This is a genomic window from Pantoea sp. CCBC3-3-1 (assembly GCF_007981265.1).
GTDB lineage: Bacteria > Pseudomonadota > Gammaproteobacteria > Enterobacterales > Enterobacteriaceae > Erwinia.
This window is the reverse complement of the sequence record NZ_CP034363.1, coordinates 2,730,221-2,753,525: the sequence shown is the minus strand read 5'-3', so window position 1 is coordinate 2,753,525 and position 23,305 is coordinate 2,730,221. Positions and strand designations below refer to the sequence as shown.

Here is a 23,305-nt window from a genome sequence, read left to right as displayed (position 1 = left end):
CTGCGACAAAAACTGGCTTAGTTCAGCGTCAGAACCAGATCCCAGGGCAGGAAAATCAGGTTAAAGATAATCATTCCCAGTAGCGACAACAGCGTAATGACCATGCCGTTCTTGCGCCACAACAGGGTGCTGGTGCGCATGCCGTAACTGTGCAGACAGCGGCCAAGAAAGAAAAACAGCCCGACCAGATGCACCATCCAGATATCGGCACCGTTCATCTCCATCATCACCAGCAGAAAAACGGCAATGGGAATATATTCTACGGCGTTGCCATGAATGCGAATGGCGACCTTCAACTCATAGAAGCCGCCGTCACCATGAGCGACGCGATACTGACGACGCAGCCGTATCACATCAAAGGAAAATTTAATTAAAACCAGTGCTCCGAGCACGACATACAAGGCGCTGACCATCCGGACTCCATAACGCGCTGAAAATTTCAGGCGCCATCATAGCTATTGTTGTTACGCTGTCATAGTGAACAAATCCGGACCCGCACAAAATCAGAACAAGCTGGTCTGCTGCGGCCAGTCCGGCGCTGCGCCAAGCTCGGGGATCGCCTGCCGGAGCGAAGGCCACAAAGCCTGCACCAGCCGGGGCGCAAAAGCGATATCTGGCGTGTGAATAAACAACCACGGCTGGCCTTGTTCGCGCCACAGCGGTAATTTTTGCTGCCAGGCCTGAAACCACTTCAGATTCGCCGTTTCATTATCGCTGCCGATAAAGCGGATCATCGGCTGGTCAGCGGTCATGACGGCATGAACGGGAAGGTGCGGTTTTTTACGCTGTGCTTCAATAATTGCCGGATTATTGGCAATGGCTGAATGGACGCCGCGCGTATCGAGAATCACCCGATTAACGCCGCGCTCATGCAGGCCGCGGTTCAACGCCTGCTCAGCCTCGCCCTTGGCGAAAAACTCGGGATGCCGTACTTCAACGCCATAGCTGAATGTTTTCGGTAACCCATCAAGAAATGACCAGAGCGCGGGTAAATCCGCCGGACCAAACGTCGCAGGCAGCTGTAGCCAGTACTGACCAATACGGGAAGAGAGCGGAGCCAGCAGGGCAAAGAATTCGGCGGTCAAATCGCCGCTGTTGCGCAGCGCCGCCTTGTGGCTGATGGTGGCGGGAAATTTGAAGCAGAAGCGGAAATCATCATGCGTCATATCGCGCCAGCGCTGCACAATCTCAGGACGCGGCAGGGCGTAGAGCGTGGTATTGCCTTCGACGCAGTTAAAATAGCGCGCGTAGTCGGCCAGGGTTTCCATGCCCAGTTTCTTCCAGTGCGGATGTTGCCACTGCGGCAGGCCAAGATAAAAAGGCTTCATATTATTGCGCTCCCCGTTAATACCGCTGGGCTGAAATGTAGCGGCATGGCAGCGGGAGCGCAACCTGACGGTTAAAGCCTGGGCGTCCGCCTCATTACAACGCAGCAATAATCTCGTCAGAGGTACGCACACGGCCCAGGCGCGGGAAGATATGCTTAAAGCTGCCGTTGTGCTCTTCGGTGCTGCCTGCGGCACAGATATCTTCCGCCACGATCAGGTTAAAGCCCAGCTCCCAGGCGTTGCGAGCGGTCGATTCCACACCGATATTGGTGGAAATCCCGCCCAGCACGATGGTATCAATACCGCGACGACGCAGCTGCAACTCCAGATCGGTGCCGTAAAAAGCGCCCCACTGATGTTTAATCACTTCGATGTCGCTCTCCTGCTTGTTCAGCGCGACAGGGTAGTCCCACCAGTTTTCCGGCAGCGCACCGCTGTGGCTGTTATCGACCGGCTGTTTAGGGGCATCACCAAAATCTTTTGCCCAGCCTACGCGCACCAGCACAACCGGTGCATTAGCGGCGCGGAATTTTTCAGCCAGCTTAGCCGAACGGGTTACCACATCCGCCGCCTGATAGGGGCCGCCAGCAAAAGGAAGAATGCCTTCCTGTAAATCAATCAGTACCAGCGCGGTGGTGGCAGCGTTAATCTCTAACATAGTTTCTCCGGTCAACAGGGAAATCAGTAAGAATACAGGCTAGCCGCTGTGGATAGCGATAACAACAATGTTCGGAAAGCGTGAAATTTGTTAGCTTTTGTGAGATGCGGGAAGATTATGGTGATTTTGCCCGCGCTTGAGGCGCAGATGCGGATGCACCCCTTATCGCGCCGGGGTTTTTCCATTATAATGGCCGCCATTTTTCGCGGCGGCATCATCGCCTGACGGGCTGTGTAATGATGCCGCCCGTGCGCCGCAAAGTTAAAAGGATATCGTTATGCGTACTGAGTATTGCGGACAGATCAACCTGTCTCACGTAGGCCAACAAGTGACACTGTGCGGTTGGGTTAATCGCCGCCGCGATCTGGGTAGCCTGATCTTCATTGATATGCGTGACCGTGAAGGTATCGTACAGGTGTTTTTCGATCCGGATCGTCAGGACGCATTCAAACTGGCTTCTGAGCTGCGTAACGAATTTTGCATTCAGCTCACCGGTACCGTGCGTGCGCGCGACGAAAAGAACAAAAACAGCGATATGGCAACGGGTGAAGTTGAAGTCTTCGCGACCGATCTGACCATTATTAACCGCGCAGAGGCGCTGCCGCTGGACTCAAATCACGTTAACAGCGAAGAAGCACGCCTGAAATACCGTTATCTGGACCTGCGTCGCCCGGAAATGGCGCAGCGCCTGAAAACGCGTGCCAAAATCACCAGCTTCGTGCGCCGCTTTATGGATGATAATGGCTTTTTAGACATTGAAACGCCAATGCTGACCAAAGCCACGCCGGAAGGCGCACGCGACTATCTGGTGCCGAGCCGCGTGCATAAAGGCAAATTCTATGCGCTGCCGCAGTCGCCACAGCTGTTCAAGCAGCTGCTGATGATGTCCGGTTTCGATCGCTACTATCAGATTGTTAAATGTTTCCGCGACGAAGACCTGCGTGCTGACCGTCAGCCTGAATTTACCCAGATCGACGTCGAAACTTCATTTATGACCGCGCCTCAGGTGCGTGAAATCATGGAGCGGATGGCGCGCGAGCTGTGGCTGGACGTGAAGGGCGTTGATCTGGGCGATTTCCCAACCATGACCTTTGCCGAAGCGATGCGCCGTTATGGCTCGGACAAGCCGGACTTGCGTAACCCAATGGAGCTGGTGGACGTTGCGGATCTGCTGAAAGAGGTTGAATTTAAAGTCTTCTCCGGCCCGGCTAACGATGCTAAAGGTCGCGTAGCCGCGCTGCGTGTACCGGGCGGCGCCCAGCTCAGCCGTAAACAGATTGATGAATACGGCAAGTTCGTGGAAATCTACGGCGCGAAAGGTCTGGCATGGATGAAAGTCAACGAGCGCGCGAAAGGCCTGGAAGGCATCAGCAGCCCGGTGGCGAAGTTTATGACGGCGGAAATCATCGAAGAGATCCTGACCCGTACCAACGCTGCGGATGGCGATGCGATCTTCTTCGGTGCGGATAACGCGAAAGTGGTGGCCGATGCGCTGGGCGCGCTGCGCCTGAAGCTGGGTCGCGATCTGAACATTACCAATAACGACGCCTGGGCGCCGCTGTGGGTAGTGGACTTCCCGATGTTTGAAGACGACGGTGAAGGCGGCCTGACGGCGATGCACCACCCGTTCACCGCGCCGCGCGATATGACGCCAGATGAACTGAAAGCCGCGCCGGAAACGGCGATTGCCAATGCTTACGATATGGTGATTAACGGTTACGAAGTAGGGGGCGGCTCAGTACGTATCCACAACGGCCAGATGCAGCAGACCGTCTTTGGTATCCTCGGTATTGCCGGGCACGAACAGCGTGAGAAGTTCGGCTTCCTGCTGGACGCGCTGAAATTCGGTACGCCACCGCATGCAGGTTTAGCTTTCGGTCTGGATCGCCTGGTTATGCTGTTAACCGGCACCGACAATATTCGTGACGTTATCGCGTTCCCGAAAACTACTGCGGCAGCCTGTCTGATGACCGAAGCGCCAAACTTCGCCAACCCGACCTCGCTGGCCGAGCTGGGCATTGAAGTGATGGCGAAGTATCAGCGCGCTGCTGAAGACGGCTCAGAGAGCAACTGATGGCATTTAAGCATCCCGTCTCGGTGCTGGTGGTGATTTTCGCCCGTGATACCGGGCGGGTGCTGATGTTACAGCGGCGCGACGATCCCGCTTTCTGGCAATCCGTTACCGGCAGTCAGGAAGCGGGTGAAACGCTGGCCGAAACCGCACGGCGGGAAGTGTGTGAAGAAGTGGGAATTGACATCAACGCCGAGCAGCTCACATTAGTGGATTGCCAGCGTCAGATACAATTCGAAATCTTTACCCATTTCCGCCATCGCTACGCACCGGACGTGACGCATAACAGCGAACACTGGTTCTGTCTGGCGCTACCCCGCGAGCGGGAGATTTCCCTCAGCGAGCACCTGGCTTATCAGTGGCTGCCGCCACACGCGGGCGCAGCGCTGACCAAGTCCTGGAGTAACCGCCAGGCAATTGAAGAATTTGTACAATAACGTTTTTTGAATAACGATCGTTCAATCAGGACGATATCGGCTTAGTTAAACTTCCAGGCGTCATCGTCGCAGTGAGTTTGTTCGCTGCCAGCGCGCAAGAACCGCAGCGTACTTTTGGTACGTGAGGATTCTGAGCACTGCCAGCGGACAAACTCACCAGTAAGATAGCCTGTGAGGGATCGAGGAGAGAATTAATTAATGGCTGGTCATAGTAAATGGGCAAACACCAAACACCGCAAAGCAGCTCAGGATGCCAAACGCGGTAAGATCTTCACCAAAATCATTCGTGAGCTGGTAACAGCAGCGAAGCTGGGCGGCGGTGACGCGGGTTCAAACCCACGTCTGCGCGCGGCAATGGACAAGGCGCTGTCTAACAACATGACCCGTGACACCATGAACCGTGCTATTGCACGCGGCGTGGGCGGCGAAGATGACAGCAACATGGAAACCATCATCTATGAAGGTTACGGCCCTGGCGGCACGGCGGTTATGGTTGAGTGCCTGAGTGATAACCGTAACCGTACCGTTTCCGAAGTGCGTCACGCCTTCACCAAAACCGGCGGCAACCTGGGGACCGATGGATCCGTCGCCTATCTGTTTACCCGTAAAGGCGTGATCTCCTTTGCACCGGGCCTGGAAGAAGATACGGTAATGGATGCCGCGCTGGAAGCGGGTGCAGATGACGTTGTGACTTACGACGACGGTGCGATTGATGTATTCACTGCCTGGGAATCTCTGGGTGAAGTGAAAGACGCGCTGGCTGCGGCGGGTCTTAATGCTGATGAAGCCGAAGTCACCATGATCCCGTCGACCAAAGCGGATATGGATGCAGAAACAGCACCAAAACTGCTGCGTCTGATCGACATGCTGGAAGACTGTGACGACGTGCAGGAAGTCTACCATAACGGTGAGATCTCTGACGAGGTTGCGGCAACCCTGTAATGGCGTTGTCCCTGCAAAACCCGCTGGCCGGAGGTGCGTGATGGCGATCATTTTAGGTATCGATCCGGGGTCGCGCATCACCGGTTACGGCATTATTCGTCAGGTTGGCCGTCAGCTGACCTATCTTGGCAGCGGCTGTATCCGCACTAACGTTACCGATCTGCCGACGCGACTGAAGCTGATCTACGCCGGCGTAACGGAGATCATTACCCAGTTTCAGCCCGACTATTTCGCTATCGAGCAGGTTTTTATGGCGAAAAATGCCGATTCAGCGCTGAAGCTGGGCCAGGCGCGCGGCTCCGCTATCGTCGCGGCGGTAAACCAGGATCTGCCGGTCTTTGAATATGCTGCGCGTCAGGTTAAGCAAACCGTGGTCGGCATCGGCAGCGCGGAGAAAAGCCAGGTGCAGCACATGGTGCGAACCTTGCTGAAACTCTCTGCCAATCCTCAAGCCGATGCCGCCGATGCGCTGGCTATCGCCATCACCCATTGTCACGTTAGCCAGAACGCTAACCGGATGGGCGAAGGAAAGCTAAACCTGGCCCGGGGTCGGCTACGTTCCTGATAAGCTGGATATCCATCCAGCTTTTTTTATGATATAACCCTCGCATTAAATCTATTCCGAAGGAAGCTAACGTGATTGGTCGTCTGAGAGGCAATATTCTGGAAAAACAGCCGCCGCTGGTGCTGCTGGAAACGGGTGGCGTGGGCTACGAAATCCATATGCCGATGACCTGCTTTTATGAGCTTCCTGAACTGAATCACGAAGCGGTGATCTTTACCCATTTCGTGGTGCGTGAAGACGCACAGCTGCTGTTTGGCTTCAACAGCAAGCAGGAGCGGGCGCTGTTCCGTGAGCTGATCAAAGTAAACGGCGTTGGGCCTAAACTGGCGCTGGCGATCCTTTCCGGCATGTCCGCTCAGCAGTTCGTGACGGCCGTTGAGCGTGAGGAGATTGCCGCGCTGGTTAAACTGCCAGGCGTCGGAAAGAAAACCGCCGAGCGTCTGGTTGTCGAGATGAAAGATCGCTTTAAAGGCATGCATGGCGATCTGTTCGCCGCCGATGCGCCGTTTGCACTGACCAGTGAAGTGCAACCCGCCGATGCGGCGAACGATGCTGAAGCAGAAGCCGTTGCCGCGCTGGTGTCGCTGGGGTATAAACCTCAGGAAGCCAGCCGGATGATTAGCAAAGTGGGCCGCCCGCAGGCCGATTGTGAAACGCTGATCCGCGAAGCTCTGCGCGCAGCTATTTGAGGTAAAGCATGATTGAAGCCGATCGCCTGGTCTCGCCGGGAACCGTCAGCGAAGAAGAGATTATCGACCGCGCTATCCGTCCTAAGCTGCTGGAAGAATATGTCGGCCAGCCGGTTGTTCGCGAGCAGATGGAAATATTTATTGAGGCGGCCAAAATGCGCGGCGACGCGCTCGATCATCTGCTGATTTTCGGCCCGCCAGGGTTGGGAAAAACCACGCTGGCGAACATTGTCGCCAACGAAATGGGCGTGAATTTACGCACCACTTCCGGGCCGGTGCTGGAAAAAGCGGGCGATTTGGCGGCAATGCTAACCAACCTCGAGCCGCACGACGTGCTGTTTATCGATGAAATCCACCGCCTTTCCCCTGTGGTGGAAGAGGTGCTGTATCCGGCGATGGAAGATTACCAGCTGGATATTATGATTGGTGAAGGGCCGGCTGCCCGTTCAATAAAACTGGATCTGCCGCCGTTTACGCTGATTGGCGCGACCACCCGCGCAGGTTCACTGACTTCACCTTTACGCGATCGTTTTGGCATTGTTCAGCGCCTGGAGTTTTACCGCGTTGAAGATCTTCAGCACATCGTCGGCCGCAGCGCCGCCTGTCTGGGGCTGCCGCTGAGTGAAGAGGGCGCACTGGAGATTGCCCGTCGTTCGCGCGGTACGCCACGCATCGCTAACCGCCTTCTTCGCCGCGTCAGAGACTTTTCTGAGGTGCGTGCGGCTGGCAGCCTGAGTGGCGACGTCGCCGCCAGAGCACTGGATATGCTAAGCGTCGATACGGAAGGTTTTGACTACATGGATCGCAAGCTGCTGCTGGCGATTATCGATAAGTTTACCGGTGGTCCGGTGGGTCTGGATAACCTGGCTGCGGCCATTGGTGAAGAGCGTGAAACCATTGAAGACGTACTGGAACCTTATCTGATCCAGCAGGGCTTTATTCAGCGTACGCCACGTGGCCGTATGGCTACGCAGCATGCCTACAAGCATTTTGGGATTACGCGGGAAGAGTGATTGCTACTCAGGCCGCTCAGGCAGGTGATAAACCTGAAGCGAGCCCGGAGCAAAGCATCACGGGCCATGGACGGCCCGCTACCAGGGAGAGCGCTTTATGCCTGTGCATGCTCCCTGAGCCAGCACGCTGTTCGCTATTATACCGCCGGCCTTTTTACCATGCTCAGCATGAACATCAGCGAGGCGCCCAACACCACCGACGGGCCAGCCGGCGTATCATAAAAGGCCGAGAAGGTCAGTCCGGCCGTAACCGCCAGAATCCCGACTATCACGGCAAAGCCGGCCATCTGCTCGGGAGAACGGGCAAAGCGGCGGGCCGTAGCGGCAGGGATGATCAGCAACGAGGTGATAATCAGTGCGCCGACAAACTTCATCGCCACCCCAATCGTCAGCGCCGTCACCAGCATCAGTACCATCTTTGTTCGCTGAATATTGACCCCGTCCACCTGCGCCAGTTCCGGACTGATGGTCATCGATAACAGTGCACGCCAGTTAAAGACCAGCACGCCGAGCACCACGACGACGCCAGCGGCAATGGTATAGAGATCGGTTGGCGTCACCGCAAGCAGATCGCCAAACAGATACGCCATCAAATCCACCCGTACGCCAGACATTAAACTGACCACCACCAGCCCCAGTGACAATGCACTGTGCGCAAGGATACCCAGCAGCGTATCGATCGCCAGATGCGGGCGGCGTTCCAGCCAGACCAGCAGCAACGACAGCAGCAGCGTAATGCCGATAACGGCATAAAAAGGGCTGATATTTAACAGCAGGCCGAAGGCGACCCCCAACAGGGAAGCGTGAGCCAGCGTATCGCCAAAGTAGGACATACGGCGCCAGACGACAAAAGAGCCGAGCGGACCGGCAGCCAGCGCCAGCAGGAAACCCGCCAGCCAGCCGGGTAACAACAATTCAATCACTTAGCTTGTCCTCTGCGTAATACAATTCGTCCCTGTAGATCGTGACGATGATTATGGTGATGACGATAAATCGCCAGCTGTTCCGCGCCGCGCGTTCCAAACATCGAGATGAACTCAGGGTGCTTCGACACCACTTCAGGCGTTCCCGAGCAGCAGATATGCTGATTCAGGCACAGCACTTCGTCGGTTTTCGCCATAACCAGATGCAGATCGTGGGAAACCATCAGCACGCCGCAGTTCAGCTCATGACGTAGCTGATCGATTAAATCATAGAGCGCGACCTGACCGTTAACGTCCACACCTTGTGTAGGCTCATCAAGCACCAGCAGCTGAGGCTGATTGAGCAGGGCACGCGCCAGTAGCACACGCTGCATCTCGCCGCCGGAAAGCTTTTGCAGTGGATAATTGCGCAGCTGTGCGGCATGAACTCTTTTCAACGCTGGCAAAATATCGGCGCGCTTCACGCCGCCGCGCAGCAGCATAAAGCGCTCAACGGTCAGGGGCAGCGTGGCGTCCAGGTGAATTTTTTGCGGGACATAGCCAATGCGCAGGCCAGCGGGACGATGCAGCTTACCGCGATCTGGCTGAATCAAACCCAGCACCACACGAACCAGCGTTGATTTACCGGCACCGTTAGGCCCAAGCAGCGTCAGGATCCTGCCGGGTTGCAAGGTCAAAGAGATCTCGGAGAGCACGGGTCGCTGGCCGAAATTGACGGAAATTTTATCAAGGCAAATCAATGAGGACATAGCGATTACAGGTTGCAGAAGTTTTAGAATGTTATAATATCACAATCCATCGACCTGTCACGATGGAATGAAGCATTATGTTACATAAAAATAAGCCCTTATTGACCCTGCTTTCTACGCTCGGATTTGCCGCTTCGCTTGCCACGCCTGCTCATGCCGCGCTGGTTGCCTCCGTTAAACCGCTGGGATTTATTGCCGCCGCCATTGCCGATGGGGTTACGCCGGTAGAAGTCTTGTTGCCCGATGGCGCTTCTGAACACGATTATTCGCTGCGCCCCTCCGACATCAAACGCCTGCGTGGCGCGGATCTTGTTGTCTGGGTAGGCCCTGAAATGGAAGCGTTTATGCCGAAAGCGGTAGCACAATTGCCGGTGCAAAAGTCGCTCGAACTCGCTGAGCTGCCAACAGTTAAGCCGCTGTTAATTCGTGGTGAAGACGATGATGAACATGAGCACAACGCAGTCGACCCTGCGCAGGAAGAAGAGGCACATCATCACCATCATGGCGAATATAATATGCACTTGTGGATGTCCCCTGAAATCGCAAGGCAATCTGCGGTTGCAATCCACGCAAAATTATTGGAACTTATGCCGCAAAGCAGAGACAAACTTGACGCGAACCTGCAGCATTTTGAGGCAGAATTGGCCACGGCTGATACGCAAATAGGAACTCAGCTTGCGCCGGTTAAGGGCAAAGGGTATTTCGTTTTTCACGATGCTTACACATACTTTGAAAAACATTTCGGTCTGACTCCAACGGGTCATTTTACCGTTAACCCTGAAATCCAGCCTGGCGCTCAGCGATTACATCAAATTCGAACAGAGTTGGTTGAGCATAAGGCGACCTGCGTCTTTGCTGAGCCACAGTTCAGGCCAGCCGTTATTGATGCCGTCGCCCGGGGAACTCAGGTCCGTACTGGAACGCTGGATCCGCTGGGAACGAACATCGCCGTGGACCGGGATAGCTACGTGAAATTCCTCTCACAGCTGTCCAGCCAGTACACGAGCTGCCTGAAAGGAGCCTAGAGGAATATATACGTGCAGCAGATTGCCCGCGCTGTCGCCATGGCGTTTAACACATTGCCAAGAACCCACCGCGTTATGCTGGGTTCGCTTACCGTTGTCACACTGGCCGTCTCCGTCTGGCGGCCGTTTGTTTATCATCCCGCCACCACGGGCGAAAATGCGATTGTTAAAAGCATCGAGCTGGATAAAAACCAGCTGCGGACGCTTTTGCCTGAAGCCAGTGAGCCGATCGATCAGGACATGCCTTCCCCTGATGATGATGTGCCAAAAGATGAATTAGATCAGGATGTTCCCAACGAAACCGGCACGCATGATTACGTGGTGTCATCAGGCGATACGTTAAGCAGCGTGCTTAATCAGTATGGTATTGATATGGGGGATATCAATCAGCTGGTCAAAGTCGATAAAGATCTGCGCAACCTGCAAATTGGCCAGCAGCTCTCCTGGACACTGACCGATGACGGGCAGCTTCAGCGCCTGACCTGGGAAGCTTCACGCCGTGAAACCCGCACTTACGATCGCTCTGGCGATACGTTCAAGTCCTCTGCGGCAATCCAGAAAGGCGAGTGGCAGAACAGCGTACTGACCGGTACGGTTAACGGCAGCTTCGTCAGTAGTGCCAAAGCCGCCGGACTGAGCAGCGGTGAAATTAGCGCAGTCATCAAGTCATTACAGTGGCAGATGGACTTCCGTAAGCTGCGTAACGGCGACAAATTCTCTGTATTAATGTCACGCGAAGTGTTGGACGGCCAGAGCCAGCAGAGCCAGCTGGCGGGTGTGCGTCTGCAAACCAGCGGCAAAGATTACTATGCTATTCGCGCTGCCGATGGAAAATTCTACGATCGCAGCGGTGCAGGCCTCGCGCACGGCTTTATGCGCTTCCCAACGGCAAGACAGTATCGTGTCTCTTCCAATTTCAATCCACATCGTCTGAATCCGGTCACGGGCCGCGTTGCGCCGCATAAAGGCGTGGATTTTGCCATTCCGCTTGGTACACCCGTACTGGCCGTGGGCGACGGTGAAGTGATCGTGGCAAAACGCAGCGGCGGGGCGGGCAACTACGTGGCTATTCGTCACGGTCGTCAGTATATGACCCGCTATATGCACATGAAGAAACTGCTGGTGAAACCCGGCGACAAAGTAAAACGTGGCGAACGTATTGGCCTGACCGGCAATACCGGTCGCTCCACCGGGCCGCATCTTCACTTTGAAATCTGGATCAATAACCAGGCAGTGAATCCGCTTACGGCAAAACTGCCGCGCATGGAAGGATTGACCGGTAAAGATCGCAGCGACTATCTGGCGCAGGTACGCGAGGTTGTGCCTCAGCTGCGCCTGAAATAACCCGCCTGATTTTTGCACGCTGAAGCCGACGGCATCGCCCGTCGGCTTTTCTTTTATCCGCAACAGGAAACGGGCATTGCAAAATAGCCCGTCAGCACTATCATTAGCCGGTTAAAGTTTGAGGCGAGTGCATGGAAAACAAGAAAAGCAGTAATGAGTTTATTCCCACCTTTCAGAAGTCTTTTTTATTACCGCGTCACTGGGGAAGCTGGCTGGCCATTGGACTCTGCGCCGGTATAGCCTGGCTCCCGGCAAAAATGCGCGATCCGCTGCTGGGCGCGCTCGGGCGTTTTGCAGGAAAGTATGCCAAAAGCGCCCGCCGTCGCGCGCAAATCAACCTCTTTTACTGCATGCCTGAAGTCGCTGAAGCCGAACGGGAAAACATCATCGATGAGATGTTTGCTACCGCACCGCAGTCTATTGTGATGATGGCCGAACTGGCGATGCGCCCCGAGCATGCCCGTAAGCGCATTACCTGGCACAACAGAGAGATCATCGAACAGATCCGCGCAGAAAATCAGAACATTATCTTTCTGGTACCGCATGGCTGGGCAGTGGATATTCCCGCAATGGTACTGGCTTCGGAAGGGCAGAAAATGGCGGCAATGTTCCATAACCAGCGCGACCCGCTGATGGACTACGTCTGGAACGCCATTCGCCGCCGCTTTGGTGGCCGCATGCACGCCCGTAACGACGGCATCAAGCCTTTTATCAGTTCGGTGCGTCAGGGCTATTGGGGTTACTATCTTCCCGACCAGGATCACGGCGCTGAGCACAGCGAGTTTGTCGATTTCTTTGCAACCTATAAAGCAACGTTACCGGCAGTAGGCCGTCTGATGAAGGTTTGTCGCGCTCGCGTGGTGCCACTGTTCCCGGTCTACAACAGCAAAACGCATTGCCTGGATATCCACCTTCGTGAACCGATGGACGATCTGCTGGAAGCTGATGACAAGACGCTGGCGCGCAGGATGAACGAGGAAGTTGAAATCCTCGTGCGGCCCAATCCGGAACAGTACACCTGGATCCTCAAATTGTTGAAGACCCGCAAAGAGGGCGATATCGAGCCTTACCGACGCAAGGATCTCTTCCGCAAGAAGTAAGGCATTGCGCCTTTAAGGAGACCAGCCGCTATCGTCAAACGATTGTGGCTGGTCTCCTGTACCGCAAATTACTCCAGCGAAACCCGCGTGGCACGTCGCTTGCGTTCACGCAGAAACGCCCGTACCAGCCAGAACCACAGCAGGCCGCTGCCCAGATTGACCAGGCTGAACCAGAAACTGCCGCCATGAAAGTAAGCGCCTTTTGCCAGTTCAATGCCCAGCGCAAAGACCAGGATACTGACCATGCCCAGTATCGCCGCGACGCTGCCTTTGCCCGCCTCGCTGGAAAAAAGCGTCAGGCGATAGAGTCCCGCATTTACCAGACCGGTGCCAAAACCATACAGGCTCAGTCCGGCCGTCAGCCATAAGTAGCTGTGCGCATTGATCCCGGTGCTGAGCGCGGCCAGCGCCAGGCCGATTAAAATTGGCCATGCCGCCATGCGCAGCGGTTGCTCAATCGGCATGCGTCCCGCCAAACGGCTGAGCACCAGATTGCCCGCGATCATCGCGACAAACACCGGCAGCTGTAGCAGGGCATAATCCAGCCGGGTCAGGCCTTCGTCATGGATCAGGATCACCGGCGACAGCGCGACCCAGGCCAGGCAGGGGATGGTCACCAGCCCGATGGCCGCCGAACCGCCCATTACCTGCCGGTCTTTCAGCAAAGAACCGTAGCCGCGCGCCAGAGATTTTAGCGCCAGCGACGTGGCGCTATCGCCCGCCGTTTCCGGCATGGTTCGCCATAATCCGAGCAGGGCAATGGCGGAAACGGCACCAAACAGCCAGAACATGGTGCGCCAGTCGCTGAATGATAAAAAAGCCGCGCCCGCCAGCGGGCCTGCCAGCGGCGCAATCAGCGCGACATTGGCCATTAGCGCCATCATTTTCACGCTTAGCGACTCATCAAACGCCTCCTGAATCGCGGCATAGCCTACAGCACCGATAAAACAGAGGCTGGTACCCTGCAAAAATCGCAGCAGGATAAACTGCTCAATGCTTTGTACCCAGTGGGTGGCGAAGCAGGTCAGCATAAAGAATGCTACGCCCGCGAGCATTACCGGACGACGGCCAAATTTGTCAGAAAGCGGGCCAAGCAGCCACTGCAACACAATACCGCCAATCAGGTAAGCCGTCAGCGAGGCCGAAACCCATTCCGGCCCGACCTTAAATTCGCTGGTCACCAGCAGCATGCCGGGCTGGATCATGTCATGAGCGATATAGGTGGCAAATTCAAACAGCACCAGACAGAGGGGAAAAATCAGGTGACGGCGGGTTAAGCTCGACACCGGAACAAATGAGGCCATGCAGGCTCCTTCCAGCAAAAAAAAAGATAAAAAAAACGCGGCCGCCGAAGCGACCGCGCCAACATACACCACTTTTATGCCAGCTGGATGAATATTCTCTCGTTTGAGCCTCTCAGCTCTCAGAGGTTACTCTACGCGCAGCACGCGGCTGGTGTTGGTGGTGCCGGTGGTGCTCATCACGTCGCCCTGCGTTACGATGACCAGATCGCCAGACATCAGGAAACCTTTATCGCGCAGCAGATTGGTCGCATCGTGTGCGGCAACGACGCCATCGTTGTTGCTGTCGAAGAAGACGGGCGTTACGCCGCGATAAAGCGCGGTCAAATTCAGCGTACGCTCATGACGCGACATGGCAAAAATCGGCAGGCCAGAAGTGATGCGGGAGGTCATCAGCGCGGTACGGCCCGACTCGGTCATGGTGATAATCGCCGTGACGCCCTGAAGATGGTTAGCCGCATACATGGCGGACATAGCGATAGCTTCTTCAATGTTATCGAACTGCACGTCCAGGCGGTGCTTGGAAACGTTGATGCTGGGGATTTTCTCCGCGCCAAGGCACACTTTGGCCATGGCGGTAACGGTCTCTGCCGGATACTGCCCGGCCGCGGTTTCTGCCGAGAGCATGACCGCATCGGTACCGTCCAGCACGGCGTTCGCCACGTCCATGACTTCCGCGCGGGTTGGCATGGGGTTGGTGATCATCGATTCCATCATCTGCGTGGCGGTGATCACCGAGCGATTCAGCTGACGAGCGCGACGGATCAGCGCTTTCTGGATACCGACCAGTTCAGGATCGCCAATTTCCACGCCCAAATCGCCTCGGGCAACCATCACCACGTCAGAAGCCAGGATGATGTCATCCATCGCTTCCTGCGAGGCTACGGCCTCAGCGCGTTCCACTTTAGAGACGATTTTTGCTTCGCAGCCCGCTTCACGAGCCAGACGACGCGCGTAATTTAAATCCTCGCCGCAGCGTGGAAATGAAACGGCCAGATAATCGCAGTTGATTTTCGCAGCGGTAATGATGTCGGCTTTATCCTTCTCCGTCAGCGCTTCGGCTGAAAGGCCGCCGCCCAGCTTATTAATGCCTTTGTTGTTCGACAAAGGGCCGCCCACCGTGACTTCGGTAAAGACCTTCATGCCCTGAACTTCCAGCACTTTCAACTGCACACGACCGTCGTCCAGCAGCAGGATATCGCCCGGCACCACGTCCGCTGGCAGGCCTTTATAATCAATCCCCACTTTCTCTTTATCGCCTTCGCCTTTGCCCAGGCTGGCGTCCAGCAGGAAGCGATCGCCAATGCTCAGGAAGACTTTGCCTTCTTTGAAGGTGGACACGCGAATTTTGGGGCCCTGAAGATCGCCAAGAATGGCAACGTGACGGCCTAATTTTGCCGCAATAGCACGGACATTGTTGGCGCGCTGCATATGATCTTCTGGCGTGCCGTGAGAGAAGTTAAGACGAACGACGTTGGCACCGGCGGCGATGATTTTTTCGAGGTTATTGTCGCGGTCGGTAGCGGGTCCGAGGGTGGTGACAATTTTGGTTCTTCTTAAACGTCTGGACATGTGTAACTCCGTTGACTTTGAAAGGATATTGCCAGCGCAATTCCCGAAAGGCTGTTACTGTTTTATCTGATAACGGCCGGGCGTCAGGCCGCTATCTCCCTGATAGCAATACTAAAGCCGCACTGCGGCCAGATCTTCTTTATCCAGGCGAGATTCTTTCAGCGCGAGCTTAACGCGTCTGAGATTATCACGGAATTTAGCGCCACGGCGCAGCGTAAAGCCGGTCGCAAGCACATCGATAAGCGTCAGCTGAGCCAGCCTGGATACCATCGGCATATAGATATCGGTATCTTCCGGCACATCCAGCGTCAGCGCCAGCGTGGCTTCGCGAGCCAACGGCGAATTCGGCGAGGTAATGGCCAAAACCGAGACATCATTTTCCCGCGCAAGCTGCGCAAGTTCGACTAAATTTTTAGTGCGGCCGGTATGGGAAATCAGCACCATAACGTCGCCTTCGGTGCTGTTGATGCAGCACATCCGCTGCATAACAATATCATCGGAACAGATGACAGGCACATTGAAGCGAAAAAATTTATTCATCGCATCGTGGGCGACAGCGGCTGAAGCGCCCAGGCCGAAAAAGGCGATTTTCTTTGCCTGGGTCAGCAGGTCGACGGCACGGTTTACGTTGGCTGCGTCCAGCGTGCTTCTGGCACGATCCAGACCCGCGAGCGCGGACTCGAAGATCTTGCCGCTGTAGACCTCTACGCTGTCGTTTTCATCGATATCACGACTGACATAGGGTGTGCCGTTAGCCAGACTTTGCGCCAGCTGGAGCTTGAAGTCCGGAAAGCCTTTAGTCTGCATGCGATGGCAAAAACGATTGACGGTGGGTTCGCTGACGTCAGCCTGCTTCGCCAGCGTAGCGATACTGGCGTGAATGGCCTCGCCAGGTAAGGCGAGGATCGCCTGGGCTACTTTCCGCTCGGATTTGCTAAGGGTTTCCAGGCTAGCCTGAATTTTTTCCAGCATAGTCATAACATCGTCACTCATACATTTTGTCGATTTCATTCAGTGGAGAAACCGATAGCAAGTTGTAGAGAATATACCGCGTGCGAATTGCCCGCAGGCAGCGACATCGCGACGTTTCCCTGCTTTTTTTACCATTATTTGAGCGGTGTCTGATTTTCACCCGGTCGAACACAGTAACAAAAAAGAAGGAAAATTACGCACAAACTGTACGCTCGGGCAGCGGCGGAGCCGATTTAATCGGTCTACTCTGTGCTACGCAGTGCCTGTCAGGTTTACGCGGACCCGACAAAAGCAGTACATTGTATGAAAGAAAATTACAATAAGAGTCTGACTGTGCAAGGAATCGGCAGGTCAGGCTTATCCTGCAACGAGGAGAATAAAATGGCGGTTACACAAACAGCCCAGGCATGCGATCTGGTGATTTTCGGTGCCAAAGGCGATCTTGCACGCCGGAAACTGTTGCCTTCCCTGTATCAATTGGAAAAAGCCGGTCAGATTCACGAAGAATCACGCATTATCGGCGTGGGCCGTGCAGAGTGGGATAAAGCAGCCTACACCAAAGTGGTGCGTGAAGCGCTGGAAACCTTCATGAAGGAAACGATCGACGAAGCGCTGTGGGATAAGCTCAGCAGCCGACTCGATTTTTGTAATCTTGATGTTAATGACGCGTCGCATTTCTCTAAACTGGGCAAAATGCTCGATCAGAAGAAGCGCGTAACCATCAACTATTTTGCCATGCCGCCGGGAACGTTCGGCGCAATCTGTAAAGGTCTGGGCCTGGCCAAGCTTAACGCACAGCCTGCTCGCGTAGTGATGGAAAAGCCGCTGGGCACCTCGCTGGAAACGTCTCAGGAAATCAACGATCAGGTTGGCGAATATTTCGAAGAGAACCAGGTTTTCCGCATTGACCACTATTTGGGTAAAGAGACGGTGCTTAACCTGCTGGCGCTGCGTTTCGCCAACTCGCTGTTTGCTTCCAACTGGGATAATCGCACCATCGATCACGTGCAGATTACCGTTGCAGAAGAAGTGGGCATCGAAGGCCGTTGGGGTTACTTCGACAAAGCGGGCCAGATGCGCGATATGATCCAGAACCACCTGTTACAGGTTCTGACCATGATCGCCATGTCGCCGCCAGCCGATCTCTCAGCCGACCGTATTCGCGATGAAAAAGTGAAAGTACTGCGCTCGCTGCGTCGCATCGACCACACCAACGTGCGCGATAAAACCGTGCGCGGTCAGTACACTTCTGGCTTTGTCCAGGGTAAAAAAGTGCCTGGCTACCTGGAAGAAGAGGACGCTAACAAGTCCAGCAATACCGAAACCTTCGTCTCTATTCGCGTGGATATCGACGACTGGCGCTGGGCTGGCGTACCTTTCTACCTGCGTACCGGTAAGCGTCTGCCAACCAAATGCTCGGAAGTGGTGGTTTACTTCAAAAACCCGGCGCTGAATCTGTTTAAAGATTCCTGGCAGGAGCTGCCGCAGAATAAGCTGACCATTCGTCTGCAACCGGACGAGGGCGTTGATATTCAGATCCTGAATAAAGTGCCAGGACTGGATCATAAACACAATCTGCAAACCACCAAGCTGGACCTGAGCTTCTCTGAAACGTTCAACCAGTCACACCTGGCGGATGCCTACGAGCGCTTGTTGCTGGAAACGATGCGCGGCATCCAGGCGCTGTTTGTACGCCGTGATGAGGTGGAAGAAGCCTGGAAGTGGGTTGACTCCATCATGGAAGCCTGGGCGGCGGATAACGAAGCGCCGAAGCCTTACCAGGCCGGCACCTGGGGACCGGTTGCCTCCGTGGCCATGATTACCCGCGACGGCCGTTCATGGAATGAGTTTGAATAAAGCCCTTAAATAAACCCGCTACGGCGGGTTTTTTTATGCCCTGAATTCAGCACCATTCAAAAATGAACCGCCATTTCAAAAAAGTGGTGAGCGCATGGACGGCGCGGGCAGTAATCATGTATGGTAGTGGCGAATTTACTTTCCGGACGCCGCGCGCGTCGCTTTTTGCCTGCTTCGTCCTCAGGGGGATGTGGCTGGCCAGACAGGAGAAGCAGGACGATGACCCACTGGAAAACAAGCGCTGAAACAATTCTGACAACTGGCCCGGTTGTGCCGGTTATCGTAGTGAACAAGCTGGAACATGCCGTGCCAATGGCAAAGGCGCTGGTCGCAGGCGGCGTAAGAGTGCTGGAAGTCACGCTGCGTACGCCGTGTGCGATGGACGCGCTGAAAGCCATGATTCAGGAAGTGCCGGAAGCGATCGTTGGCGCGGGGACGGTGCTGAACGTCAGGCAGCTGGAAGAGGTCACCGCCGCAGGCGCGCAGTTTGTTATCAGCCCGGGCATTACTGAACCACTGCTCGAAGCGGCGGTAGCGGGCACGGTGCCGCTTATCCCAGGGATCAGCACCGTTTCTGAACTGATGACCGGCCTGGATTATGGCCTGCGTGAATTTAAATTTTTCCCGGCAGAAGCCAACGGTGGCGTTAAAGCGCTACAGGCAATTGGCGGGCCTTTCCCTCAGGTACGTTTTTGCCCAACGGGCGGCATTTCTCCTGCTAATTATCGCGACTATCTGGCGCTGAAAAGCGTGCTGTGCATCGGCGGTTCATGGCTGGTGCCGGCAGATGCGCTTGAAGCGGGCGATTACGATCGCATCACGCAGCTGGCGAAAGAAGCGGTAGCAGGCGCGGCGATTTAATCCGCGACGGCAAAAAAAGGACTGCCAGCCAAAACTGACAGTCCTTTATGAAAGGCGCTGGTGACGACATCTGGCCAATACAGCCCTGGCAAAGCGGGGTTCCCCCCGCTCCAGGTTGCGACTTGCCGGATTCGCAGGCCATCAAAGCCGCTTTCTTCTGTCTGCCTCACAACAAACTCAGCCATTCGCTGCTGGAATGAGGCAAAAAGCCTCAAGCGCCATCGCCGTCCTGGCGTTAACCTTAGCCGCTAACCTTGACGCCAGCCGCACAGTTGATCGCGCGCTGAATGGCCTCATCAATGTCATTTCCGGTTGCCAAAGCTACGCCCAGACGACGCTTGCCCTGAACTTCAGGCTTGCCGAACAACCGCAGCTGTAACCCGGCACCAAGAACGTCGTTGAGGTTTGCAAACTGAACGTTGTCACTGTTCAGCTCAGGCAGAATCACCGCAGAAGCGGCAGGGCCATATTGGCGGATGCCGCCGACGGGCAGACCGAGAAACGCGCGAACGTGCAGGGCAAACTCAGAGAGATCCTGCGAGATCAGCGTAACCATGCCGGTATCGTGTGGGCGAGGGGAGACTTCGCTGAACACCACGTCGTCACCACAAACGAACAGCTCAACGCCAAACAGACCGTGGCCACCCAGTGCCAGAACGACTTTTTCAGCAATCTGCTGAGCGCGTTGCAATGCCAGATCGCTCATTTGCTGTGGCTGCCATGACTCACGATAGTCGCCATCTTCCTGACGATGACCAATGGGCGCGCAGAAATGGATGCCGTCAACAGCGCTAATAGTCAGTAAGGTGATCTCAAAATCAAACTTCACGACGCCTTCTACAATGACGCGGCCTGCACCAGCCCGTCCACCCTGCTGGGCATACTCCCATGCGGCATCAAGCTGATGCGCCTCACGGATAAAGCTCTGCCCTTTACCTGACGAGCTCATTACCGGCTTGACGATACACGGAAAACCAATCTCTTCAGCTGCCTGATGAAAATCGACCGCGTTATCGGCAAAGCGGTAGGTCGAAGTCGGCAACGCCAGCTCTTCAGCGGCCAGACGGCGGATGCCTTCACGATTCATCGTCAGGCGCGCCGCACGGGCGGTTGGCACCACGCGCTGGCCCTGTTTTTCCAGCTCAATCAGCATATCGGTGGCGATGGCTTCGATTTCCGGCACGATATAATCCGGGCGCTCCAGTGCAACCAACGCCTTCAGCGCTTCGCCATCCAACATGTTAATGACGTGGCTGCGATGGGCAACGTGCATGGCGGGCGCATCGGCATAGCGATCGACTGCGATTGTTTCAACACCCAGACGCTGACATTCAAGCGCCACTTCTTTGCCCAGTTCACCAGAACCTAGCAGCATTACACGGGTTGCGGCGGGGCGCAGTGCGGTACCAAGAGTCGTCATAATCTTTACCTGATGAGATGAAAAAAAATGCGCGCGCAGTATAAACGAAAACGATTGCGCGTTCATCTGATTTGCAAACTTGAGTTAAATAAGGTGGGCTGATATACTGTATATAATTACAGGTAAGCGAGGTGTGGACCATGGCTGTTGAAATCAAATATGTTGTTGTCAGAAAAGGTGAGGAAAAGATGACTTTCGCCAGCAAGAAAGAAGCTGATGCATACGACAAAATGCTCGATATGGCCGAAGTGTTCTGCGACTGGCTGAGCGCTGCGCCGCTGGCAATGGAAGAAGATCAGCGCGAAGCGCTGGGCATGTTCCTTGCCGAGCATAAAGATGCCGTGCAGCACATCGTTCGTACCAGCAAGATGCCGGAAGCCGCGACCGAAGGAACAGCATCGTCAGTGACCGTTTCAGAAGAGCCGGAGAGCGAAGCGGTATCCGCTGGCTTAGATGAAGAGAACCCCTCTTCCGCGAAGGCAAAAGGGCCTCGCGCTGTGAAGGCGGCGTAGCAGCTTATGGCCAGCGTTTGCCGGGCGGTAAGTGCAGGCCTGAGTTTACCCGCCTGGGTTGTGACAGTCCCGACCGGAGCGCAAACAAGCCTGCTTTGCGGGCTTGTTTGTTCAGGTCAGGAACCGGCGCTGGCGGGTTAATGAGTATGACTGAAAGAAGCGTGTCCGCAGCATGTCTTTAAAGCCTGCATGGCTTCTTTCGCGGCTGTCACCGGCGGCTGCCGATGGATTTCGTCATTGAAGACTTCCAGCCCTATCGGCCCGCTGTAGCCTTTCCCGGCCAGATAATCCAGTAACGTGTGCAGCGGAAAGTTGCCCTCGCCGGGTAATAAACGCTTGTGGCGGGCGGTGTCGATCAGATTCGCCTTATCAGGCTTTGTAGCCAGGTCGGAAAGCTGGACAAGGAAAATCTTCTCCATCGGAATGCCCTCCAGGTCAGCAACGGTACGGTCGAGCACAAAAATATGAAAGGCATCTACCACCAGACCCAAGTTTGGCTTATCTATACGCTGAACCAGCTGCCAGGCGGCGCTGGTGGTATTGAGATGCGTACTCCACGCCATCGCTTCATAAGCGACGCGCAGCCCCCGCTTTCCCGCTTCATCTGCTAACCAGCACAGATCTTCCTCTTCACGATCGGCAATGCAGGCATGATGCGTTGAAGCCGGCGTCAGGATTGTGGTGGCACCCAGTTTGAGAGCGGTATCCATCATTTCCACTGCTTCATCACGCTTAGCCTGACGCTGGTCATCCGGCGCGCCATCAAAATCCAGCAACACCTGGTAATCGGTTAGCAACAGCTTTTGTTGTTGAAACAATTCCGCCAGCTGCACTGCGCTACCGCTGGCCTGCTCCACATCCTGCCGCCAGAGCTCAACCTGGCTGAAGCCAGCCTGAGCGGCCGCCAGTAATTTCTCTTCCGGGCTGCCGCCCAACAAAACCGTATTGATAAACAGCGGGTTATCGTTAAAACGCATCCTTTTTCCCCTTATCAAAATATGCAAGATTCTCTTATCTGCCAGCCTTTCCAGATGCCGCCGCTGCACGTTGCAAAAGACGGTGAAAAGCTGACGGGCGAGCTAAGTATAGTGATTTGTTGAGATTTGCAGACGAAGTGCAGGAGCCGAAGGTTTTCCAGGCTTTGCCTGGCTTGACGCTTCTTGACGTGGAGCGCTCTATGCTGGTGACTTTCTTTGTGAAAGGAGCAGGTGATGAGTAACTGGCTACAGCAAATACAAACGGTACTGGGTAGCAGCAAGCAGGGCGGCAACGGTGGGGAAGGCCTGAGTAAGATGCTGGCGCCTGGCGCGCTGGGCGGTCTGGCAGGCATGCTGATTGCCAGTAAATCCTCCCGTAATCTGCTTCTGAAATACGGCAAAAATGCGCTGATTGTAGGTGGAAGCGCGGCGGCGGCGGCCGTCTTGTGGAATAAATATAAGCAGCGGGTTAGCGAAACTCACCAAAATGAACCGCAGTTCGGTCAGCAATCATCGTCCGTCGACCGGCGCGCAGAACGACTGGTTCAGGCACTGGTCTTTGCGGCGAAAAGCGACGGCCATATTGATGGTCAGGAACGGCAGGCCATCGATGAACACATTCATCAGGCCGGTTTAGGTGCAGAAGGCGAAAAGCTGATCCAGCGCGCGATTAATATGCCGCTCGATCCAAAAATGCTGGCTGATGATGTAAAAAACGAGGAGGAAGCGCTGGAAGTCTATTTCCTCAGCAATCTGGTCATTGATGTGGACCACTTTATGGAGCGTAGCTATCTACAGGCGCTGGGCGATGAACTGAAAATCCCGCAGGATGTCCGTGACAGCATGGCAAAGGATATTCAGGCCGAGAAAGCCAAACTTCCCGCTTAATGTTTATACTGGTACTGAATTTAACCCGTTCCCCGGGTGGGGCGCAGCCACCCGATACCAATAATATTCCTCTGTTCGCTCGCTTTACCCTTGGCAATCAT

The 23,305-nt window shown here is 55.1% G+C and carries 23 protein-coding genes; 13 read left to right on the top strand and 10 right to left on the bottom strand.

Features of this window, described 5'->3' with window-relative positions:
* Positions 1 to 17 precede the first annotated feature (17 nt).
* From EHV07_RS12895 to EHV07_RS12885, 3 genes are all read right to left on the bottom strand, one after another.
* Entirely contained in the window at positions 18 to 413 is a 396-nt protein-coding gene (locus tag EHV07_RS12895) for an MAPEG family protein (RefSeq protein ID WP_147198445.1), read from the bottom strand.
* A gap of 90 nt (positions 414 to 503) precedes the next feature.
* A complete protein-coding gene (locus EHV07_RS12890; protein ID WP_147198444.1) occupies positions 504 to 1,328 on the bottom strand; it encodes a DUF72 domain-containing protein in 825 nt (274 codons plus the stop codon).
* A 94-nt stretch (positions 1,329 to 1,422) separates the two neighbouring features.
* The gene (locus EHV07_RS12885; protein WP_147198443.1) at positions 1,423 to 1,986 is read right to left on the bottom strand and encodes a hydrolase; all 564 of its coding nucleotides are present in this window, start codon (positions 1,984 to 1,986) and stop codon (positions 1,423 to 1,425) included.
* Between the two features lie 277 nt (positions 1,987 to 2,263).
* Here EHV07_RS12885 and aspS point away from each other — a divergent pair, with 277 nt between their 5' ends.
* The 6 genes from aspS to ruvB all read left to right on the top strand — a co-directional run bounded on the left by aspS (position 2,264) and on the right by ruvB (position 7,703).
* Positions 2,264 to 4,060 carry an aspartate--tRNA ligase gene (gene aspS / locus EHV07_RS12880; protein ID WP_147198442.1) on the top strand — a complete coding sequence of 599 codons (1,797 nt, stop codon included), beginning with the start codon at positions 2,264 to 2,266 and terminating at the stop codon, positions 4,058 to 4,060.
* Entirely contained in the window at positions 4,060 to 4,494 is a 435-nt protein-coding gene (gene nudB, locus EHV07_RS12875) for a dihydroneopterin triphosphate diphosphatase (RefSeq protein ID WP_147198441.1), read from the top strand. The genes aspS and nudB overlap by 1 nt, the downstream gene beginning before the upstream one ends.
* 198 nt (positions 4,495 to 4,692) lie before the next feature.
* Positions 4,693 to 5,436, top strand: coding sequence for a YebC/PmpR family DNA-binding transcriptional regulator (locus tag EHV07_RS12870; RefSeq protein WP_147198440.1), 744 nt, complete (start codon positions 4,693 to 4,695; stop codon positions 5,434 to 5,436).
* 40 nt (positions 5,437 to 5,476) lie between these two features.
* Complete coding sequence (ruvC, locus tag EHV07_RS12865; protein WP_147198439.1) at positions 5,477 to 6,001, top strand: crossover junction endodeoxyribonuclease RuvC; 525 nt, start codon at positions 5,477 to 5,479, stop codon at positions 5,999 to 6,001.
* Between the two features lie 71 nt (positions 6,002 to 6,072).
* Positions 6,073 to 6,690, top strand: a complete 618-nt coding sequence (ruvA, locus tag EHV07_RS12860; RefSeq protein ID WP_147198438.1) for a Holliday junction branch migration protein RuvA — start codon at positions 6,073 to 6,075, stop codon at positions 6,688 to 6,690.
* An 8-nt stretch (positions 6,691 to 6,698) separates the two neighbouring features.
* Positions 6,699 to 7,703, top strand: coding sequence for a Holliday junction branch migration DNA helicase RuvB (gene ruvB, locus EHV07_RS12855; protein ID WP_147198437.1), 1,005 nt, complete (start codon positions 6,699 to 6,701; stop codon positions 7,701 to 7,703).
* A gap of 137 nt (positions 7,704 to 7,840) precedes the next feature.
* Here the strand turns inward: ruvB and znuB are convergent, their stop codons facing one another.
* A complete protein-coding gene (gene znuB / locus EHV07_RS12850; RefSeq protein WP_147198436.1) occupies positions 7,841 to 8,626 on the bottom strand; it encodes a zinc ABC transporter permease subunit ZnuB in 786 nt (261 codons plus the stop codon).
* Positions 8,623 to 9,375 carry a zinc ABC transporter ATP-binding protein ZnuC gene (gene znuC, locus EHV07_RS12845; RefSeq protein WP_147198435.1) on the bottom strand — a complete coding sequence of 251 codons (753 nt, stop codon included), beginning with the start codon at positions 9,373 to 9,375 and terminating at the stop codon, positions 8,623 to 8,625. Before znuC ends, znuB begins: the two co-directional genes overlap by 4 nt.
* 77 nt (positions 9,376 to 9,452) lie before the next feature.
* On the opposite strand from znuC, the gene znuA reads away from it, so the two are divergent.
* The 3 genes from znuA to lpxM all read left to right on the top strand — a co-directional run bounded on the left by znuA (position 9,453) and on the right by lpxM (position 12,844).
* Positions 9,453 to 10,400, top strand: a complete 948-nt coding sequence (gene znuA / locus EHV07_RS12840; protein ID WP_147198434.1) for a zinc ABC transporter substrate-binding protein ZnuA — start codon at positions 9,453 to 9,455, stop codon at positions 10,398 to 10,400.
* A 39-nt stretch (positions 10,401 to 10,439) separates the two neighbouring features.
* A complete protein-coding gene (mepM, locus tag EHV07_RS12835; protein WP_371419690.1) occupies positions 10,440 to 11,744 on the top strand; it encodes a murein DD-endopeptidase MepM in 1,305 nt (434 codons plus the stop codon).
* 131 nt (positions 11,745 to 11,875) lie between these two features.
* Positions 11,876 to 12,844, top strand: coding sequence for a lauroyl-Kdo(2)-lipid IV(A) myristoyltransferase (lpxM, locus tag EHV07_RS12830; protein WP_147198432.1), 969 nt, complete (start codon positions 11,876 to 11,878; stop codon positions 12,842 to 12,844).
* Between the two features lie 68 nt (positions 12,845 to 12,912).
* Here the strand turns inward: lpxM and EHV07_RS12825 are convergent, their stop codons facing one another.
* The 3 genes from EHV07_RS12825 to EHV07_RS12815 all read right to left on the bottom strand — a co-directional run bounded on the left by EHV07_RS12825 (position 12,913) and on the right by EHV07_RS12815 (position 16,695).
* Entirely contained in the window at positions 12,913 to 14,148 is a 1,236-nt protein-coding gene (locus tag EHV07_RS12825) for an MFS transporter (RefSeq protein WP_147198431.1), read from the bottom strand.
* Positions 14,149 to 14,274: 126 nt separating this feature from the next.
* The gene (gene pyk / locus EHV07_RS12820) at positions 14,275 to 15,717 is read right to left on the bottom strand and encodes a pyruvate kinase (protein WP_147198430.1); all 1,443 of its coding nucleotides are present in this window, start codon (positions 15,715 to 15,717) and stop codon (positions 14,275 to 14,277) included.
* 111 nt (positions 15,718 to 15,828) lie between these two features.
* Positions 15,829 to 16,695, bottom strand: a complete 867-nt coding sequence (locus tag EHV07_RS12815) for a MurR/RpiR family transcriptional regulator (RefSeq protein ID WP_147200616.1) — start codon at positions 16,693 to 16,695, stop codon at positions 15,829 to 15,831.
* Positions 16,696 to 17,070: 375 nt separating this feature from the next.
* Here EHV07_RS12815 and zwf point away from each other — a divergent pair, with 375 nt between their 5' ends.
* Positions 17,071 to 18,546, top strand: coding sequence for a glucose-6-phosphate dehydrogenase (gene zwf, locus EHV07_RS12810; RefSeq protein ID WP_147198429.1), 1,476 nt, complete (start codon positions 17,071 to 17,073; stop codon positions 18,544 to 18,546).
* A 219-nt stretch (positions 18,547 to 18,765) separates the two neighbouring features.
* Positions 18,766 to 19,407 carry a bifunctional 4-hydroxy-2-oxoglutarate aldolase/2-dehydro-3-deoxy-phosphogluconate aldolase gene (locus EHV07_RS12805; RefSeq protein ID WP_147198428.1) on the top strand — a complete coding sequence of 214 codons (642 nt, stop codon included), beginning with the start codon at positions 18,766 to 18,768 and terminating at the stop codon, positions 19,405 to 19,407.
* A 241-nt stretch (positions 19,408 to 19,648) separates the two neighbouring features.
* On the opposite strand, the gene purT is transcribed toward EHV07_RS12805, so the two are convergent.
* Entirely contained in the window at positions 19,649 to 20,827 is a 1,179-nt protein-coding gene (gene purT, locus EHV07_RS12800; RefSeq protein ID WP_147198427.1) for a formate-dependent phosphoribosylglycinamide formyltransferase, read from the bottom strand.
* A 140-nt stretch (positions 20,828 to 20,967) separates the two neighbouring features.
* On the opposite strand from purT, the gene EHV07_RS12795 reads away from it, so the two are divergent.
* Positions 20,968 to 21,339, top strand: coding sequence for a YebG family protein (locus tag EHV07_RS12795; protein ID WP_147198426.1), 372 nt, complete (start codon positions 20,968 to 20,970; stop codon positions 21,337 to 21,339).
* 137 nt (positions 21,340 to 21,476) lie between these two features.
* On the opposite strand, the gene EHV07_RS12790 is transcribed toward EHV07_RS12795, so the two are convergent.
* On the bottom strand, positions 21,477 to 22,316 hold the full coding sequence (locus EHV07_RS12790; RefSeq protein WP_147198425.1) for a sugar phosphate isomerase/epimerase: 840 nt from the start codon (positions 22,314 to 22,316) through the stop codon (positions 21,477 to 21,479).
* Positions 22,317 to 22,550: 234 nt separating this feature from the next.
* Here EHV07_RS12790 and EHV07_RS12785 point away from each other — a divergent pair, with 234 nt between their 5' ends.
* Entirely contained in the window at positions 22,551 to 23,204 is a 654-nt protein-coding gene (locus tag EHV07_RS12785) for a tellurite resistance TerB family protein (protein ID WP_147198424.1), read from the top strand.
* Positions 23,205 to 23,305 lie beyond the last annotated feature (101 nt).

Excerpts from the sequence above, each read along its gene's own strand:
- EHV07_RS12895 (WP_147198445.1), bottom strand. The coding sequence starts at position 413 with ATGGTCAGCGCCTTGTATGTCGTGCTCGGAGCACTGGTTTTAATTAAA.
- EHV07_RS12890 (WP_147198444.1), bottom strand. The coding sequence starts at position 1,328 with ATGAAGCCTTTTTATCTTGGCCTGCCGCAGTGGCAACATCCGCACTGG.
- EHV07_RS12885 (WP_147198443.1), bottom strand. The coding sequence starts at position 1,986 with ATGTTAGAGATTAACGCTGCCACCACCGCGCTGGTACTGATTGATTTA.
- aspS (WP_147198442.1), top strand. The coding sequence starts at position 2,264 with ATGCGTACTGAGTATTGCGGACAGATCAACCTGTCTCACGTAGGCCAA.
- nudB (WP_147198441.1), top strand. The coding sequence starts at position 4,060 with ATGGCATTTAAGCATCCCGTCTCGGTGCTGGTGGTGATTTTCGCCCGT.
- EHV07_RS12870 (WP_147198440.1), top strand. The coding sequence starts at position 4,693 with ATGGCTGGTCATAGTAAATGGGCAAACACCAAACACCGCAAAGCAGCT.
- ruvC (WP_147198439.1), top strand. The coding sequence starts at position 5,477 with ATGGCGATCATTTTAGGTATCGATCCGGGGTCGCGCATCACCGGTTAC.
- ruvB (WP_147198437.1), top strand. The coding sequence starts at position 6,699 with ATGATTGAAGCCGATCGCCTGGTCTCGCCGGGAACCGTCAGCGAAGAA.
- znuC (WP_147198435.1), bottom strand. The coding sequence starts at position 9,375 with ATGTCCTCATTGATTTGCCTTGATAAAATTTCCGTCAATTTCGGCCAG.
- znuA (WP_147198434.1), top strand. The coding sequence starts at position 9,453 with ATGTTACATAAAAATAAGCCCTTATTGACCCTGCTTTCTACGCTCGGA.
- mepM (WP_371419690.1), top strand. The coding sequence starts at position 10,440 with ATGGCGTTTAACACATTGCCAAGAACCCACCGCGTTATGCTGGGTTCG.
- lpxM (WP_147198432.1), top strand. The coding sequence starts at position 11,876 with ATGGAAAACAAGAAAAGCAGTAATGAGTTTATTCCCACCTTTCAGAAG.
- EHV07_RS12825 (WP_147198431.1), bottom strand. The coding sequence starts at position 14,148 with ATGGCCTCATTTGTTCCGGTGTCGAGCTTAACCCGCCGTCACCTGATT.
- pyk (WP_147198430.1), bottom strand. The coding sequence starts at position 15,717 with ATGTCCAGACGTTTAAGAAGAACCAAAATTGTCACCACCCTCGGACCC.
- EHV07_RS12815 (WP_147200616.1), bottom strand. The coding sequence starts at position 16,695 with ATGACTATGCTGGAAAAAATTCAGGCTAGCCTGGAAACCCTTAGCAAA.
- zwf (WP_147198429.1), top strand. The coding sequence starts at position 17,071 with ATGGCGGTTACACAAACAGCCCAGGCATGCGATCTGGTGATTTTCGGT.
- EHV07_RS12805 (WP_147198428.1), top strand. The coding sequence starts at position 18,766 with ATGACCCACTGGAAAACAAGCGCTGAAACAATTCTGACAACTGGCCCG.
- purT (WP_147198427.1), bottom strand. The coding sequence starts at position 20,827 with ATGACGACTCTTGGTACCGCACTGCGCCCCGCCGCAACCCGTGTAATG.
- EHV07_RS12795 (WP_147198426.1), top strand. The coding sequence starts at position 20,968 with ATGGCTGTTGAAATCAAATATGTTGTTGTCAGAAAAGGTGAGGAAAAG.
- EHV07_RS12790 (WP_147198425.1), bottom strand. The coding sequence starts at position 22,316 with ATGCGTTTTAACGATAACCCGCTGTTTATCAATACGGTTTTGTTGGGC.
- EHV07_RS12785 (WP_147198424.1), top strand. The coding sequence starts at position 22,551 with ATGAGTAACTGGCTACAGCAAATACAAACGGTACTGGGTAGCAGCAAG.